Here is a 13,803-nt window from a genome sequence, read left to right on the forward strand (position 1 = left end):
TAGCATCGGCGCATGCCTGAAGTAGAAGTCGCCGAACACCCCGGCGTCGGCTTGGACGGCAGGCTCCGGCCGACCGAGGATCACGTGCTGGTGCTGCCGCACGCGGTCATCCTGCTCGACGGCGCGACCCAGCCGCGCCCCGATCTGCCCACCGGCGGCTGGTACGCCGGGTTGCTGATCGAGGAGCTCGGCCGAACGGTCACAGTGGACAGTGACCTGGCCGACGCGCTGGCGCGGGCCATCGAAAACGTCGCGCGGGACAACGGGCTCAAGCCGCGCGATTCGCCGTCCAGCACGGTCGCCATCGCCAGGTGGACCGAGGACCGGATCGACGCGCTGGTGCTGGCCGACAGCCCGATCGTCGCTTGTGGACGGAACGGGATCGAGGCCATCGTCGATGACCGGCTCGCGTCCTTGCGTAGCAACAAAAAGCTGCGCACCAGCAAGGACGTCTACCAGCTTCGCAACGTCGAAGGCGGATTTTGGGTCGCCGAGGCGGATCCGAAAGCCGCTTATCAGGCGGTTCGGCGCAGCTGGCGGCGCGAGGACGTCGACGTGGTCATGCTCGCGAGCGACGGCGTTTCCGCGGGTGTCGATGAATACCAGCTGCTCAGCTGGGCCGATGTCGCCGCGATGAAACCGCACGAAGTGCTCGAGACGGTCCGCGCGGCCGAGCGCGAAGACGCGGAGTGCGAGCGCTGGCCCCGGTCGAAGATCCACGACGATCAGGCGTTGGCGGTCGTGCGATTCCAGGGTTGAATCCGGGGATCTCCCCGATTCCGGCTCGGCCGATCGACGGCAGCCTGGGGCCATGGCGAGACCACTGGGGGACCCGGCTACCCGGCCGTGGCTGATCACGGCGTACGTGGCGATCGGCTGGGGCCTGTTCACGATCACCGTGCTGCACCTGATCAGCTCGCATGATCCGCTGCTCGACACGCTGTCCAGCTACATCAACACCGACCGCGGCCAGGGCATGCTCGGCGCCAGCGTGCTCGCGCTCTCGGTCGGGTCGATGGCCGTGCTGGGCTCGTTGCACGCCGCGCGGATCCCGCTGAGCCGCACCACCAAGATCCTGTTCCTGACCTGGTCACTCGGCCTGGCGACGGCCGCGGTGTTCCCGGCGAGCTATCCGGAATCACCACGGCCGATCAGCGGCCAGATCCACCTTTACGCCTGCATGGTCGCGTTCCTGAGCGTGCCGGCCATCGGGCACACGCTGCGCGCGGTCCACCCGCTCGCCAAGCGGCTGACCGCCTTGTGCGTCGGGACGCTCGTGCTGTTCGCGGTCTCGTACTTCCTCACGCTCTTCGGGTTCCCTGACCCGTTGCCGGTCGGCATCGTGCAGCGTCTCGCGCTCATCTCGGACGTCGTGCTGATGTTCGGGCTGCTGCGGATCGCGTCAGCTGAAAGCCGCGCTGGCCTGAGGCGCGTAGCCGAAGAGGCCGGGCAGCCCGCCGGTGTGCAGGAAGACGACCGGCTCGTCGGACTCATCGGCGGCGGCCCATTCGACCAGCATCGCGGCCGCCTTGCCGGTGTAGACGGGGTCCAGCACCACGCCTTCGGTCCGGCCGAAAAGCCCTAGCGCCTGCCATACCTTCTCGGTCGGCACGCCGTAACCGGGGCCGAGCGCCTGGTCGCCGATCCGGACCCGGTCCAGCGACGGCTTCGGCACGCCGAGCAGCTCCGCGGTCTCCCCCGCCAGCTGCTCCAGGGTCTCGCGGGACTCGTCTGCGGGATGCCCGACGCAGGCGACGTCGACGTCCCACGGCCAGCCGAGCACGATCCCGGCAGCGGTGCCCGCGCTGCCATGCGGGACCACGATCCGAGCCTTCTCGATCCCCCGCTCCGCGAGCTGGGCGCGGATTTCCTCGGCTGCGGCGACGTAGCCGAGCACACCGACCGGGCTCGAGCCGCCGACCGGGAACGTCGCCACCTTGCCGGTCGCCTCGGCGACGAGCCGGTCGTAGACCTTGCCCGACTCCTCGATGTCGGCGCAGACGTGCACGTTCGCGCCGAACAGGCGGTCCAGCGTGATGTTGCCGGAGCGCTCGTAGGCGTCGCCGTCCATCGGCACCTTGGCGGTGAGCACGAGTTCGCAGCGCAGTCCGAGCTTGGCGCAGGCGGCGGCCGTCAGCCTGCCGTGGTTGGTCTGCAGCGCGCCGAAGGTGATCACCGTGTCGACGCCGTCGGCCAGCGCCTTGCCCAGCAGGAACTCGAGTTTGCGCAGCTTGTTGCCGCCGACGCCGAGCGGGTTGACGTCGTCACGCTTGATGAGGACACGCTTGAGTCCCAGCGCTTCGGCCAGCCTCGGCGCCTCTTCCAACGGGGTGGGCCAGTGGCCGAGTGACACACGGGGGAACCGTTCCAGATCGAAGGACATGCCAGCGAGTCTGCCCATCGGGTACCGTGAAGACCACTGTTCGTTCGAACGAACGAGACGGAGGCCCGATGGACATCGAGACCGACGCGGCGTTCGCCGGCCTGGCAGGCCAAGCGAAGCTGCTGGCAGACGGCGTGACGACGTCGGCGGCGCTCACCGGCGCGGCCTTCGACCGGATCAAGGGCAGTGAGCTGAACGCGTTCCGCGCGCTGCGGCCCGAGGCGGCCGAACGCGAGGCGGCCGAGGCCGACCGCAGGCTCGCCGCCGGTGAACGCGCGCCGCTGCTCGGGGTGCCGATCGCGATCAAGGACGACGTCGACATCGAAGGCCTGCCGACCGCGTTCGGCTGCGAGGGCGATTTCCCTTGCGCCACAACGGACTCGCTGGTGGTACGCAGGCTGAAGGACGCCGGGGCGGTGATCGTCGGCAAGACCAACACCCCGGAGTTCGGGCAGTGGCCGTTCACCGAGGGACCCGCGTTCGGCGCCACCCGCAACCCGTGGAACCCGGCGCACACGCCAGGCGGCTCGTCGGGTGGTTCGGCGGCCGCGGTCGCGTCCGGCCTGGTCGCGGCGGCGCTCGGGTCGGACGGCGCTGGCTCGGTGCGCATCCCGGCCGCGTGGAACAACCTGGTCGGCATCAAGACCCAGCGCGGGCGGATCGAGACGGACAGCGAGCTGTTCCACGGCCTGACCGTGATCGGGCCGCTGGCCAGGACGGTCGCCGACGCCGCGCTGCTGCTGGACGTCGCCGCGGGCACCGGCCGGACGTTCCAGTCGGCCGCTGATCGCGAACCCGGCAAGCTGCGCATCGGGCTGTCGACGCGGATCCCCTTCACCGCGACGAAAACCAGGCTTGATCCGGTGGTGCGCGCGGCGGTCGAACGGCTGGCCGAGGTGTTCGCCGGACTCGGCCACGAGATCGTCGAGGTCGAGCCGTCGTACGGGATGATCGGCGTGACGTTCCTGCCGCGCTCGCTGGTCGGCGTCCGCGACTGGGGCCTGCGCGTGCCGTCACCGGACCTGCTCGACCCACGCACCCGGTCCAACGCGCGGCACGGCGCGAAACTCGCGGGCCCGGCGCTGAAGCTCGCCCGCGCGGCGGAACCGTTGCTGCGCAAGCGAATCGGGTCGGTGTTCGGGGACGTCGACGTCGTGCTGACCCCGACGACCGCGACTCCCCCGCCCAAGATCGGCACCTTCGACGGGCTCAGCGGCTGGCAGACCGACCAGACGATGATCGCGGCGTGCCCCTACTGCTGGCCGTGGAACGTGCTCGGCTGGCCTGGCGTGAACGTGCCGGCCGGGTTGACCGGCGGGCTGCCGCTCGGCGCGCAGCTGCTCGGCCCGTCCCATTCCGAAGAACGGCTGATTTCCCTTGCCGCGCAACTGGAATCCGTCGAACGCTGGCAGGACCGCAGGCCGTGACCACTCGTGAGAACATCCTGCGCGCGGCGCTGAAGGTGATCGGCGAGCGCGGTGTGGCGGGACTGAGCAACCGCCGCATCGTCGCCGACGCCGGTGTCTCGCTGGGCACGCTGACGTATCACTTCCCGAGTCAGACCGAGCTGCTACGCCAGGCGATGCTGCTGTTCGCGGAGGAGGAAACGGCCAAGCTCGCCGCCGTCGTCGACGCGCACCGCGCCGACGACCTGACGCTGGAGCAGGCGGCGGCGCTGGTCGAGCAGGTCATCGAGCAACTCCCGTTCGGCACCGACGAGATCGCCCCGCACGAGCTCTACCTGCAGGCCGCCCGCGACCCGTCGCTGCGCGACGCGTCCGAACGCTGCTTCACGGCGTACGACGCGCTGGCCGCGACGATCTTGGGCGCACTCGGCGTCGCCGATCCCGAACGGCTCGCAGGCCCGGTGGTCGCGCTGATCGCGGGTCTACAGCTGCGGCGCCTGGCGACCGGTGCGCCGGGAACTCCTCCGGGTGAGTCACTGATGATGCTCATCCGAGGCTCCGGCGGTTAATCTCGGGTCATGGCACCGCCGATCTCGCGTGGCACGGCAGCGTGGAAGTACTTCGGCGACTTCCGCGCGGCGCTGCTCGCCGGGCAGGTGCTGTTGCTGCAGGTCGCACATCCGGTGGTGGCGGCCGGGGTGCGCGATCACTCCGACTACACCGAGGATCCGTGGACGCGCCTGATGCAGACGGGCGCCTCGCTTTCGGTGTACATCTACGGCGGGCCCGCTGGGGCGCGGTACGAGGCCTCGCGGCTTCGAGAGCTGCATCGGAAGTTCGCGGGCGTGGACGCTTCGGGGCGTCGGTATTCGGCGCTGAACCCGGAGGCGTATGCGTGGGTGCATGCGACGCTGGTCAAGGTTCCCGTTGACGCGCAACGGTTTTTCGGCCGCGGGCTGAGCGGGCCGGAGCTGGACGAGTACTACGCGCAGATGTGCGATGTCGGGCGGATGCTCGGCGTTCGCGAGCGGGATCTGCCGCCGGATTGGGCCGCCTTCGAGCGGTACTACGACGCGATGGTCGCCGGGTTCGAGTCGAACGGCACGATCGAGACGTTGCTGGAGACCATCCGTACGGTGAAGAAGCCAGGGTGGATTCCGGGGTTCGCTTGGAAGTACTTGCAACGGTGGCAGCACACGGCTCAGATGTTCGTCATCCGCGGGGCATTGCCTGCCGGGTTCCGCGACCGGCTCGGTCTACAGTGGACTGCTCGGGACGCGGTGCGGTTCGCGCGGTTCTGCCGGGTCATGCGGGTCTTCGGGGTTGTTCCGGCGCCGGTGCGGACCGTGCATATGCGGTGGATCGGGCAGTTGAACGTCTGGCTGCGTGCGCACCCCAAGCTGCACGCGAGGCTGGTCAAGGGGTCGTGAGTGGTGCGGTCGGTTCTGGCCGCCCCGTATTTGGTCACCTACGGCGGAATTCGCGGCGCTGCCTGGTGCGCTGGCGAAACAAGGGTGGCCCTTGTCACGCTGGAGGTGACAAGGGCCACCCTTGTCACCTCCAGCACAAACTCCGGCAGCCCGGCCCTCGCCGTGCATGCTACGAACGGGGCTTTTGTCACCGCGAGCGCAACAAAAGCCCCGTTCGTGCAGATGCCGACGAGCACAACCCGCGTAGATCACCAAATATGGCCGGTTCTAACCGGCCGGAACACTCACGAGCCCTTGGTGCGGGCGTAGTGGGCGCGGGCCTTGGCGCGGTTGCCGCATTTGGCCATGGAACACCACTGGCGGTTGCGTTTCGGGGAGGCGTCGAGGAAGCGGACGCCGCAGTCGTCGGCCGCGCAGACGCGGATGAGCGGAGCCGAAGCGACCAGCTCGATCGCGTCGACGGCCAGTGCCGCGAAGGCCGCCGGGACCGGGTCGGGCACGTCGAGCAGGTAGCGACCGGACGAGCCGAGCTGGGGAACCGGGAGTGGCACCGCGGCGGCCGTCTCGTTGAGCAGGCGGATGTCGGCGGCTGAGCCCTCGGAGCGGGCGGTGCGGTCGATCGACTCGCGCAGGACCAGGGCGAAGGTCAGGTCGTCCGAGGTGGCCGGGACCGAGGCGAGGCCGGTCAGGCCGAGCCATTCCGAGAGCGCCGCCGGGGAAACCAGCAGCTCACGGCCGTCGGCGTAGCGGTCGCGGAGTGTGTTGACGAAGTCGAGGGACACGCGGCCGCCGTCGAAGACCCAATCCATGGGTTCCATTCTAACCCATGGAGATGGTTATACTAACCGCATGAACCGGTTAGAGATGACGAACGTCAACGGCATCCGGATGCACTACCGAATCGCGGGCGATGGGCCTGCCGTCGTGCTGCTGCACGGCTGGCCGCAGACCGGCCATTGCTGGCACAAGGTGACCGGGCCGCTCGCGGAAACCCATACGGTCATCACGCCTGACCTGCGCGGATACGGCCTCACCGACAAGCCGAAGCACGGCTTCGACAAGCGCACGATGGCCCAGGATGTCTCAGAACTCGTGACCCAACTCGGCTTCGAGACGGCCAGCGTGATCGGCCATGACCGCGGCGGGCGGGTCGGGCATCGCTGGGCGCTCGACCGGCCCGAGCAGGTCGAGCGGCTCGCCGTGCTCGACATCGCGCCGACGCGGGAGATGTGGCGGCTGCTCGACGCCGAGGTCGCCAGCGGGTACTGGCACTGGCTTTTCCACCTGCAGCCCGATCTCCCCGAACTGCTGGCAGGCAAGGATGTCGGCGCGTATCTCGGCTACTTCTTCGAGAAGTGGACCTTTCAACGGCACATGGTCGACACCGAGGTCTACGTCAAGGCTTTCGAGCAACCCGGTGCCCTTAGGGCCGGATTCGACGACTATCGGGCGTCCTTTCCCGACGACGCGGCGGCCGATGACGCGGATTTCGGGGCGGGCAAGCGACTTCGCATGCCGGTGCTCGCCCTTTGGGGCAACGAAGGGTTACTTGGCAAGCTGCCAACACTTGAGCTGTGGCGGAAATACGCTGATGACGTGCAGGGGGCCGCCATCGAAGAGTGCGGGCATTTCCTGCCCGAAGAGGCACCCGAGCGCGTTCTCCCCTACCTTCATAAGTTCCTCTCCCCTGGTGCCTAAGGGTTTTATGTCCCCCGCACAGGGGAGACGAGCTCACCCTGCGCCGTGACGATTTGATCTTCCCCCGCTCGCTAAGTTCAGTGCCATGGGGGCCAAGAGGATTCCGGCGCTGGTACTGCTGCTGGCCGTACTGCTGACCGGGACGGCGCACGCCGACGGTGTGCAGAACGGCGCCGACATCCAAGTCGCACAGACGCTCGGCGAGCGCGAGCTCACGGTGGTCATCCGCCGGGTGGACACTCCGCCGGCGCCGTTGCGCGTCGACATCGTCACGCACCAGGGCACCCCGCCCGGCACGCTCACCGTCAAGGCGGCCGTCGAGGGCGCGGTCTTCAGCGAGACCACCGTGGCGCTCGACGCCAAGCCCGGCTATCACGGCGGCACCTTGCGGGTCGACCGGGCGGGACCGTGGGAACTGCAGGTCGGCGACGGCAAGCAGCTCGCCAAGATCCCCTTCGTGGTGCCCGCGAAGATCACCCCGGCCTGGGAACTGGCGGCGTACGGCGGTTTCGTCGTCGCGGGCTTCCTGCTGTTCGTCGCGCTCGTCATGGCCGTGAGGGGCCGCTCGGGAATGGTCCCGGCGGCGGGCATGCTCGTCGCGCTGACGGTCGCGGTGACGTCGGCGCTGCTGTCGTCGACGATCCCGCCGCCGCCAGCGCCCGGCACGAAATTCGACCCGACGTTCGGGCCGGATCCACAGGTGTCCTCAGTGGACTATTCGAGGCCGCCGGTGAACCTGGTGGTGGACCGGCAGGAGCGCGATCTGCGCCTGCGGTTCTCCGATGGCTCCACCGGCCGCCCCGCTGACGATCTGCTGGTGCACGACAACGCATTGGTCCACTTCGTGGTCGTCTCGCCGTCAGGGCGGCTCTGGCATCTGCACCCGATCCGTGTCGCGCCCGGCGAGTACCGCGCGCATCTGAAGGCCCCCGAAGCCGGGAGCTACGCCGTGTCCGCGGAGATCGCGCGACGCGGTGGCGGCGTGCAGCTCCTCCGCTCGGCGATCACCCTGCCCCAGGACAACACCGACCCCGCACCGCCCGTGGCCGAAGCGAGCCTGCGGCAGGTGATCAGCCCGGCGGGCACGCCCAGCACGATCACCGCGCGGTTCCCGAAGAAGGATCTCCAGCCGTGGCTGGGCATGCTGGGCCACATGATCGTCGCCGGGCCGATCGACGGTGACCTCGCCAAGGCGCCGGTCTGGGCGCACGTCCACGCCATGACCCCGGCGACGCCCGGGCTGCCCGACCGTCCTGATGAGACGGTCGCGGCATTCGGGCCTGACGTGCCGTTCACGTACACGTTTCCATTGCCCGGCAAGTACTTCGTCTGGATCCAAGCCGAGCGCGGGTATTCCGTGCTGACCGTTCCGGCGGTCATCGACGTTCCGCCGACCAGGGGGCCGCAGGGATGACGAGACAGAAACCGAGACTGCTGATCGCGGCGGTGGCCGTGCTCGTACTGGGCGTGCTGACCTGGCTGGTGTGGCCGTCCACGAGCGGCGGGCCGACCGTGCTCAAGTCGGCCACCGGGCAGCACACCGTTCAGCTTTCGGTCGACGCGCCGAAGCTGGGCACCAATTCGTTCGGCGTGGAAGTCACCGACCAGTCGGGGAAACCGGCCCGGCTCGACAGCGTCACCGTCGAACCGGTGATGCCGCAGATGGGGCACGCGCTGTCCCCGGTCACCGCTGGTCCCGAGGGACCTGGCCGGTACCGGGCCGCCGAAACGGTGCTGCCGATGTCAGGGCAGTGGGAGATCACCGTGTCACTGAGTGGTCCCGATGGGACCGAGCAGGCTGTTTTTCCTTTGCTGGTCAAATAAAGGAGGGGTAGTGGATCTGACGGCGTCGGGGGCCATCTCGGTCCCCGCAACCAAGAGCGGCGCGAGGGGGTTGGCTGCGGCGAGTTTCGTGCTCGCCGGGACTTTGCTCTCGCTGACGGGTTTGACCTGGGACATCCAGTGGCACGACGACGTCGGGCCGGACACGTTCTTCACCCTGCCGCACCTGTTCCTGTACTCGGGCAGCGCGGTGGCGGGCATCGCCAGCCTGATCGTGGTGCTCAGGACGACGGCGGCGACGCGGAAGGGCAAGCAGGTCGACCCCATGGTCGGCGGCCGCGCGGTCGGGGTGTTCGGCCGGACCTTCGCGGCGCCGGTCGGCTACCTGGTGTCCGGCACCGGGGCGGCGATGTTCCTGCTCTACGGCCTGTGGGACCAGTGGTGGCACAGCCTGTACGGCTTCGACGCGGTCATCTCGTCGCCGCCGCACATCGGCCTGCTGCTCTCGATCACCGTGACCATGGTCGGCGCGGTGATGGTGTTCGCGGTCGCCCGCGGTGAGCGCTGGGGCAAGTTCGGCACGATCGGCAGCCTGGCCGTGCTGACCGGGTTCAGCATGGTGACCGTGATCGGCCTGTCCGAGATCGACGCGGGCATCGTCAACACGGTCGTCGTCGGCACCGCGTTCTTCTCGGTGCTGACCGTGATCATGGGCGCCGAGGTGATCGGCAGGCCCGGCGGCGCGCTCGGTGTCGCGCTGTCGCTGGCCGCGATCCAGGCGGTGTTCTGGTGGTTCTCGCCGTGGGCCGCGGAAACCTACGCGAGCATGGTCGGGCTGCCGTTGCGCGACAACGTCGACAACGTGCCGGACATGCCCGCGATGATGCCGATGAGCCTGATACTGGTGGCCGTCGCGGTCGAGCTGGTGCGCCGCTTCGGCACCGGCCGCGCGCTGGCCGCGCTCGGCGGCACGATCGGCGGCCTGATCGTGACCGGTCTGCAGCCGGTGCAACGGGCTTGGATCTACGGCGCGCACCTGCCGCCTGCCTCATCGATGATCGCGACGATCGTCGCGGGCGGGGTTTTCGGTGCGCTCAGCGGATTCCTGGGCTGGCGGTTCGGCGTGATGCTGCGGCAGCTCGCGCCAGCGAAGGAGAACAGCGATGCGTAAGACGGTCATGGCGCTCCTCGGCGTCATCGGATTGCTGCTCGGCACGGCGCTGCCGGCGTCGGCCTACGAGCCGGTGAACATCGTCCACACCGAGCAGGTCCAGGCCGGGCCGTACGCGCTGACCATCGGGTTCAGCACCTGGCCACTGCGCGCGATGCAGTCGCTCGACTTCACGTTCATCCCCGACGGCGGGATCGAGGGCAAGTCCGGCACGCTGTCGGTCGTCAAGCCCGGCGCGGAGAAGGCGGGCAGGCCGTCGCCGCTCTCCCGGCACCCGCGCAAGCGCGATGTCTGGGGCTTGGATGTGGAAAGCCTCAACCTGCCCGGCGACTGGACGTTCCAGTTCGTGGTCGACGGGCCGCAAGGCCAGGGCAAGGGCACGCTCAAGCCGTTGCCGGTGATGGAACAGCCAGGGCCGCCGATGGGCCTGAGCTGGGCGATCAGCACGATTCCGCTGTTCGCTTTGATCGCGCTGATCGTCGTCGCCTGGCGGCGCACGCGTAAACCGTCGGAACAGACGTCCTGAGCGGGGCGAACGAAGGGCGTCTTCCTCACCACCGGTGAGGGAGGCGTCCTTCCTTTTGTGGCACGACACCTAGGAAAAACGCCTCATACCTAGGTTTTTCGCCTCATGGTGCCCGATTGCGGATCGTGGGATTTTGGTCGCGCCCCCACGATCTTCCCTGCCGGAGGTTGTCGTGCACAAAGCCGCCCGTTCACGCTGCCCGCTCGCCCGCGACCACGACCGCGAGCAGGGGTTCAGCATCGTTCCCGTTCTCACCAAGCCCGTCACCCGGCGAACCGCGCTACGCCGCGGCGGGACCTTCGCCGGTGCGATGGCCGCGCTCGGCACGCTGGACATGCTGGGCGGTCTCGCCCGTGTCCCGGTGCGCACCGCGTGGGCCGAGGCCGCGTTCCCCGACGTGCAGTTCGATCTCGCGCCGTTCATGCCGCCAGCCAAGACCATCGACGGGGTCGCGGTCGCGATGCCGCCGGTCCACACCACGTTCGTGACCGCCAGGCTCACCAGGGCACCGTCCAAGGCCGACTGCGGCCGGATGGAAACGGCGTTGCGGACCATCGAGGCCAACTATCCTTACGCGCCAGGCGGTGTGTTCACCCACGTCGCGTACAGCGACAACTATTTCAACCGGCTGCCAGCCGCGCTCGTGGCCGCCGCGATGCCGCGCACGCTCGCCGGGAACCAGCCGGTGCTCAAGCGCGCGGTGCCGGGGCCGACCGATGTCGCGCCCGGGTCGCACGAACTCGAACTGCGCCGCCCCGAGTTCCACGTCCCGGTCCGGATGGAGAGCAACGACCTGCTGTTCACCGTCCGCGGCGACGACCCGTCGTACGTGGCCGACGTCGTCGCCTGGCTCGGTGGCAGCGGCCGCCTGGTAGGCCGTTCGCTCGCTTCGCCGCGGTTCGACGCCGGGATGACGGTCACGTCGACGCGCGCGATGTTCGTCCAGATCGGATTGCCCCGGTTCGTCGCCGCGTTCTTCCAGTTGCCGTTCGCCTCGTTCGTCAACCCGTTCTCCCCGATGTGGATGGGTTTCGCCGACCAGCAGGTCGACGCGAGCTCGCCCGCGCAGGACGTGACCTTCCTCGGCGGGCACGGCATCAGGCTCAGCAACGCCAAGCCTGGCGACTACTTCGACACCGGCTCGATCCAGCACCTTTCACACGTCTTGCTTGACCTGCAACAGTTCTACGTCGACGGCCGCGAGCCGGAGGAAGAGGTCGACCACCGCGAGAACTTCGACGAACGGCTCCAGTACATGCTCGAGTCGCCGTCGCAGGTGAAGGAAGATCCCCGCGATCCGTTCCGTGACGGCGGCGGGCCGCGCGACCTGCTCGCGCGGGGCGCGTTCCTGCCGAACGTCTTCCGCGGCGCGGACTACGCGCGCACCAGCGCGGAGCGGTTCGGCCGGATGGGCCACCTCTCGCAACTGCACCGCTCCGGCCGCACGGCCGACGGCAGGCCCATCCATCTGCGCATCGACGGCCCCGGTTTCGACGCGATGGACACCACGACCGGCCGCAACACCCCGAAGCTCCAGTTCTCCGGTTTCTTCCCCAGCGCGGACTTCTTCGCCGAGCTGCGGCGGAGTCAGGCCTCCGTCGACCTGCTCGAAGAGCTCGACCTCGAAGAGGAGGACCACGGCCTCGAGCGGTTCATCACCGCGACACGCAGGCAGAACTTCCTTGTCCCGCCACGCCGTCACCGCGGCTTCCCGTTGGTCGAACTGACCTAATCCCCGCGCCCGATTGGTCCTGATCCGGAGTACCCGCGCCGTGGGACCATAACCACTGAGTGGGGCACTTCGTCAGGTGGCACGATGACCGAGACCGTTGTCCTGCAGCATCGGAACGCGCTGCTCCGCGAGTTTCTGGCCGAGCGCATCGCGCGCGAGCCGGGTTTGGTGTTCGCCGGTGCGGCGCCGACCGGCTGGGAGCTGATCCAGCTGTGCGAGCGGCGCACTCCGTCGGTCGCCGTCTTCGAGGCCGACGCCCCGCAGTGGGCCGACGGCCAGCTGATCGCGCTGCTCGTCCGCGCCGGGCCGCCGGTGCGGATGGTCGGGGTGCACGAGGAGCTGCCCGCGTCGTTCTACGGCGCGGGAATCAGCGCGCTCGTACCGTACGCGGACGGGCTGCGCGCGCTGCTCGAAGTGGTCAAGACCGCCGCGCCACCGGTCCAGACCAGGCGGGACGGCAGCGCGCTGACCCACCGCGAGCTGGAGGTACTGCGCCTGCTCAGCGTCGCGTGTCCGCCGGAGCGCATCGCGGCGACGCTCGGGATCAGCAGGCACACCGTGCAGAACCACAAGCAGCGGATCTACGCCAAGCTCCGCGTGCACAACCAGGCGCAGGCCGCGGCGTGCGCGGTACGCCTCGGGCTCGCGCCCGCCTCGACGCAGGCGTTGCACTGGCAGGTCGAGCTGACCCCGCGCGAGCGCGACATCCTGGTGTCCATCAGCTCCGGCCGGACCACCAGGCAGACCGCGAGCGAGCTGGGAATCTCCTCGCGCACGGTGGAAAACCTGCAGGGCAACCTGTTCCGGAAGCTGAGGGTGCACAGCCGCACGGCCGCGTTCGTCGCGGCGCACGACCTGCGGCTCATTTAGGCAGGTCGAACTGACCTGCCTTGACGGCGATGAGGAACGCGTTCCACTCGCCTGCGTCGAACATGAAAACCGGGCTCGACGTCAGCTTCGTGTCACGCAGGCCGACGATGCCGTCGCCACCCACGTTGACCTCGACGCAGTTACCGCCGTTCGGCTCGCTAGCGAACGACTTGGCCCAGCCGTCGTCGTCGAAGAAGCGCACGGCCGTGTTCGGATCGTAATCCGGTACAGACGGATAATCCGTCATGGGTCGTACCTCCGGGCTTCCAGTGAAGAGCACAGTCGCAGGGCCAAGCGGGTGATCAACTCAGCATGCCCTCGACACCCAGATTATTCCAGGAGTAGGATTAATCTCAGCGGCCAGGGTGAAGTAGTTTGAAATTCGCAACCACACTGTTCAACATGTTCGACTTTTCCCGGCAGGCCGTGACCACCACTTCGCAGGCCTCTTGGGGGAGGACCCACTGGTGATCAAGGCGAACGACCGACCGGCCATGCTCGCCGTCGGTAGACTTACTGCGGGGCTCGCTGGGGAGAGCCGCAGGTCAGCACACCTTTTTGATCTTGACGACGATGCCGTCTCGAGCGGTTTCGCGCTCGCACGCTGCGGGTCCGAACTGCCGCTCACCGATATCGAATGGCTGAAGCTGGGCATGGGGATGCCCTGCGAACGCTGCATGGGCGTCGGCGTCGCAACTGACCAGGCGCTGCTGCGCCGTGAACTGGGGGCGTGAAAAGTCATGGCAGTCCGACTCACACAGACGCCGCGCCGCGAGGCGCCGTCCGTGAGCGAGACCACATCCGG

The 13,803-nt window shown here is 68.7% G+C and carries 15 protein-coding genes and 1 pseudogene; 13 read left to right on the forward strand and 3 right to left on the reverse strand.

The features are described 5' to 3' along the window. Positions 1-12: 12 nt before the first annotated feature. Positions 13-759 (forward strand): protein phosphatase 2C domain-containing protein, encoded by a 747-nt coding sequence (locus tag BLV57_RS41770; protein WP_091300109.1) that lies wholly within the window; start codon positions 13-15, stop codon positions 757-759. Between the two features lie 52 nt (positions 760-811). Beyond that, positions 812-1,378 (forward strand): annotated as a pseudogene (locus tag BLV57_RS41775) (DUF998 domain-containing protein); the annotation flags it as partial. Positions 1,379-1,402: 24 nt separating this feature from the next. Here the strand turns inward: BLV57_RS41775 and BLV57_RS41780 are convergent. Then, positions 1,403-2,383 carry a D-cysteine desulfhydrase family protein gene (locus BLV57_RS41780; RefSeq protein WP_091300238.1) on the reverse strand — a complete coding sequence of 327 codons (981 nt, stop codon included), beginning with the start codon at positions 2,381-2,383 and terminating at the stop codon, positions 1,403-1,405. Positions 2,384-2,451: 68 nt separating this feature from the next. On the opposite strand from BLV57_RS41780, the gene BLV57_RS41785 reads away from it, so the two are divergent. From BLV57_RS41785 to BLV57_RS41795, 3 genes are read left to right on the forward strand one after another with little or no spacing between them, the layout of a single operon-like run. Beyond that, positions 2,452-3,810, forward strand: a complete 1,359-nt coding sequence (locus BLV57_RS41785; protein ID WP_091300112.1) for an amidase — start codon at positions 2,452-2,454, stop codon at positions 3,808-3,810. Next, positions 3,807-4,358: a TetR/AcrR family transcriptional regulator gene (locus tag BLV57_RS41790; RefSeq protein ID WP_091300115.1), complete on the forward strand. Its 552-nt coding sequence runs from the start codon at positions 3,807-3,809 to the stop codon at positions 4,356-4,358. The genes BLV57_RS41785 and BLV57_RS41790 overlap by 4 nt, the downstream gene beginning before the upstream one ends. Before the next feature lie 9 nt (positions 4,359-4,367). Continuing rightward, positions 4,368-5,219, forward strand: a complete 852-nt coding sequence (locus BLV57_RS41795; protein ID WP_091300118.1) for an oxygenase MpaB family protein — start codon at positions 4,368-4,370, stop codon at positions 5,217-5,219. A 284-nt stretch (positions 5,220-5,503) separates the two neighbouring features. Here the strand turns inward: BLV57_RS41795 and BLV57_RS41800 are convergent, their stop codons facing one another. Beyond that, the gene (locus BLV57_RS41800; RefSeq protein WP_091300119.1) at positions 5,504-6,028 is read right to left on the reverse strand and encodes a CGNR zinc finger domain-containing protein; all 525 of its coding nucleotides are present in this window, start codon (positions 6,026-6,028) and stop codon (positions 5,504-5,506) included. 40 nt (positions 6,029-6,068) lie between these two features. Here BLV57_RS41800 and BLV57_RS41805 point away from each other — a divergent pair, with 40 nt between their 5' ends. The 7 genes from BLV57_RS41805 (at position 6,069) to BLV57_RS41835 (ending at position 12,998) form a co-directional block, all read left to right on the forward strand. Further along, on the forward strand, positions 6,069-6,917 hold the full coding sequence (locus tag BLV57_RS41805) for an alpha/beta fold hydrolase (protein ID WP_091300122.1): 849 nt from the start codon (positions 6,069-6,071) through the stop codon (positions 6,915-6,917). Between the two features lie 85 nt (positions 6,918-7,002). Next, complete coding sequence (locus BLV57_RS41810; protein WP_091300125.1) at positions 7,003-8,331, forward strand: hypothetical protein; 1,329 nt, start codon at positions 7,003-7,005, stop codon at positions 8,329-8,331. Continuing rightward, positions 8,328-8,741, forward strand: a complete 414-nt coding sequence (locus BLV57_RS41815; protein WP_091300127.1) for a FixH family protein — start codon at positions 8,328-8,330, stop codon at positions 8,739-8,741. Before BLV57_RS41810 ends, BLV57_RS41815 begins: the two co-directional genes overlap by 4 nt. A 10-nt stretch (positions 8,742-8,751) precedes the next feature. Continuing rightward, on the forward strand, positions 8,752-9,870 hold the full coding sequence (locus BLV57_RS41820; RefSeq protein ID WP_091300129.1) for a hypothetical protein: 1,119 nt from the start codon (positions 8,752-8,754) through the stop codon (positions 9,868-9,870). Beyond that, positions 9,863-10,396, forward strand: coding sequence for a hypothetical protein (locus BLV57_RS41825; protein WP_091300131.1), 534 nt, complete (start codon positions 9,863-9,865; stop codon positions 10,394-10,396). Before BLV57_RS41820 ends, BLV57_RS41825 begins: the two co-directional genes overlap by 8 nt. 172 nt (positions 10,397-10,568) lie before the next feature. Beyond that, complete coding sequence (locus tag BLV57_RS41830) at positions 10,569-12,128, forward strand: DUF7405 family protein (RefSeq protein ID WP_218134998.1); 1,560 nt, start codon at positions 10,569-10,571, stop codon at positions 12,126-12,128. Positions 12,129-12,212: 84 nt separating this feature from the next. Then, a complete protein-coding gene (locus tag BLV57_RS41835; RefSeq protein ID WP_091300133.1) occupies positions 12,213-12,998 on the forward strand; it encodes a response regulator transcription factor in 786 nt (261 codons plus the stop codon). On the opposite strand, the gene BLV57_RS41840 is transcribed toward BLV57_RS41835, so the two are convergent. Next, positions 12,991-13,245 (reverse strand): DUF397 domain-containing protein, encoded by a 255-nt coding sequence (locus tag BLV57_RS41840; RefSeq protein WP_091300136.1) that lies wholly within the window; start codon positions 13,243-13,245, stop codon positions 12,991-12,993. The two genes, BLV57_RS41835 and BLV57_RS41840, sit on opposite strands and share 8 nt — an antisense overlap. Before the next feature lie 220 nt (positions 13,246-13,465). Here BLV57_RS41840 and BLV57_RS41845 point away from each other — a divergent pair, with 220 nt between their 5' ends. Further along, positions 13,466-13,732 (forward strand): hypothetical protein, encoded by a 267-nt coding sequence (locus tag BLV57_RS41845; RefSeq protein WP_245757750.1) that lies wholly within the window; start codon positions 13,466-13,468, stop codon positions 13,730-13,732. Positions 13,733-13,803 lie beyond the last annotated feature (71 nt).

The organism is Amycolatopsis xylanica, from assembly GCF_900107045.1.
GTDB classification, from domain to species: Bacteria; Actinomycetota; Actinomycetes; order Mycobacteriales; family Pseudonocardiaceae; genus Amycolatopsis; species Amycolatopsis xylanica.

What these genes read in the sequence shown, in the direction of transcription:
- BLV57_RS41770 (WP_091300109.1), top strand. Translation starts at nt 13, where the DNA reads ATGCCTGAAGTAGAAGTCGCCGAACACCCCGGCGTCGGCTTGGACGGC.
- BLV57_RS41780 (WP_091300238.1), bottom strand. Translation starts at nt 2,383, where the DNA reads ATGTCCTTCGATCTGGAACGGTTCCCCCGTGTGTCACTCGGCCACTGG.
- BLV57_RS41785 (WP_091300112.1), top strand. Translation starts at nt 2,452, where the DNA reads ATGGACATCGAGACCGACGCGGCGTTCGCCGGCCTGGCAGGCCAAGCG.
- BLV57_RS41795 (WP_091300118.1), top strand. Translation starts at nt 4,368, where the DNA reads ATGGCACCGCCGATCTCGCGTGGCACGGCAGCGTGGAAGTACTTCGGC.
- BLV57_RS41800 (WP_091300119.1), bottom strand. Translation starts at nt 6,028, where the DNA reads ATGGATTGGGTCTTCGACGGCGGCCGCGTGTCCCTCGACTTCGTCAAC.
- BLV57_RS41805 (WP_091300122.1), top strand. Translation starts at nt 6,069, where the DNA reads ATGAACCGGTTAGAGATGACGAACGTCAACGGCATCCGGATGCACTAC.
- BLV57_RS41810 (WP_091300125.1), top strand. Translation starts at nt 7,003, where the DNA reads ATGGGGGCCAAGAGGATTCCGGCGCTGGTACTGCTGCTGGCCGTACTG.
- BLV57_RS41815 (WP_091300127.1), top strand. Translation starts at nt 8,328, where the DNA reads ATGACGAGACAGAAACCGAGACTGCTGATCGCGGCGGTGGCCGTGCTC.
- BLV57_RS41825 (WP_091300131.1), top strand. Translation starts at nt 9,863, where the DNA reads ATGCGTAAGACGGTCATGGCGCTCCTCGGCGTCATCGGATTGCTGCTC.
- BLV57_RS41835 (WP_091300133.1), top strand. Translation starts at nt 12,213, where the DNA reads ATGACCGAGACCGTTGTCCTGCAGCATCGGAACGCGCTGCTCCGCGAG.
- BLV57_RS41840 (WP_091300136.1), bottom strand. Translation starts at nt 13,245, where the DNA reads ATGACGGATTATCCGTCTGTACCGGATTACGATCCGAACACGGCCGTG.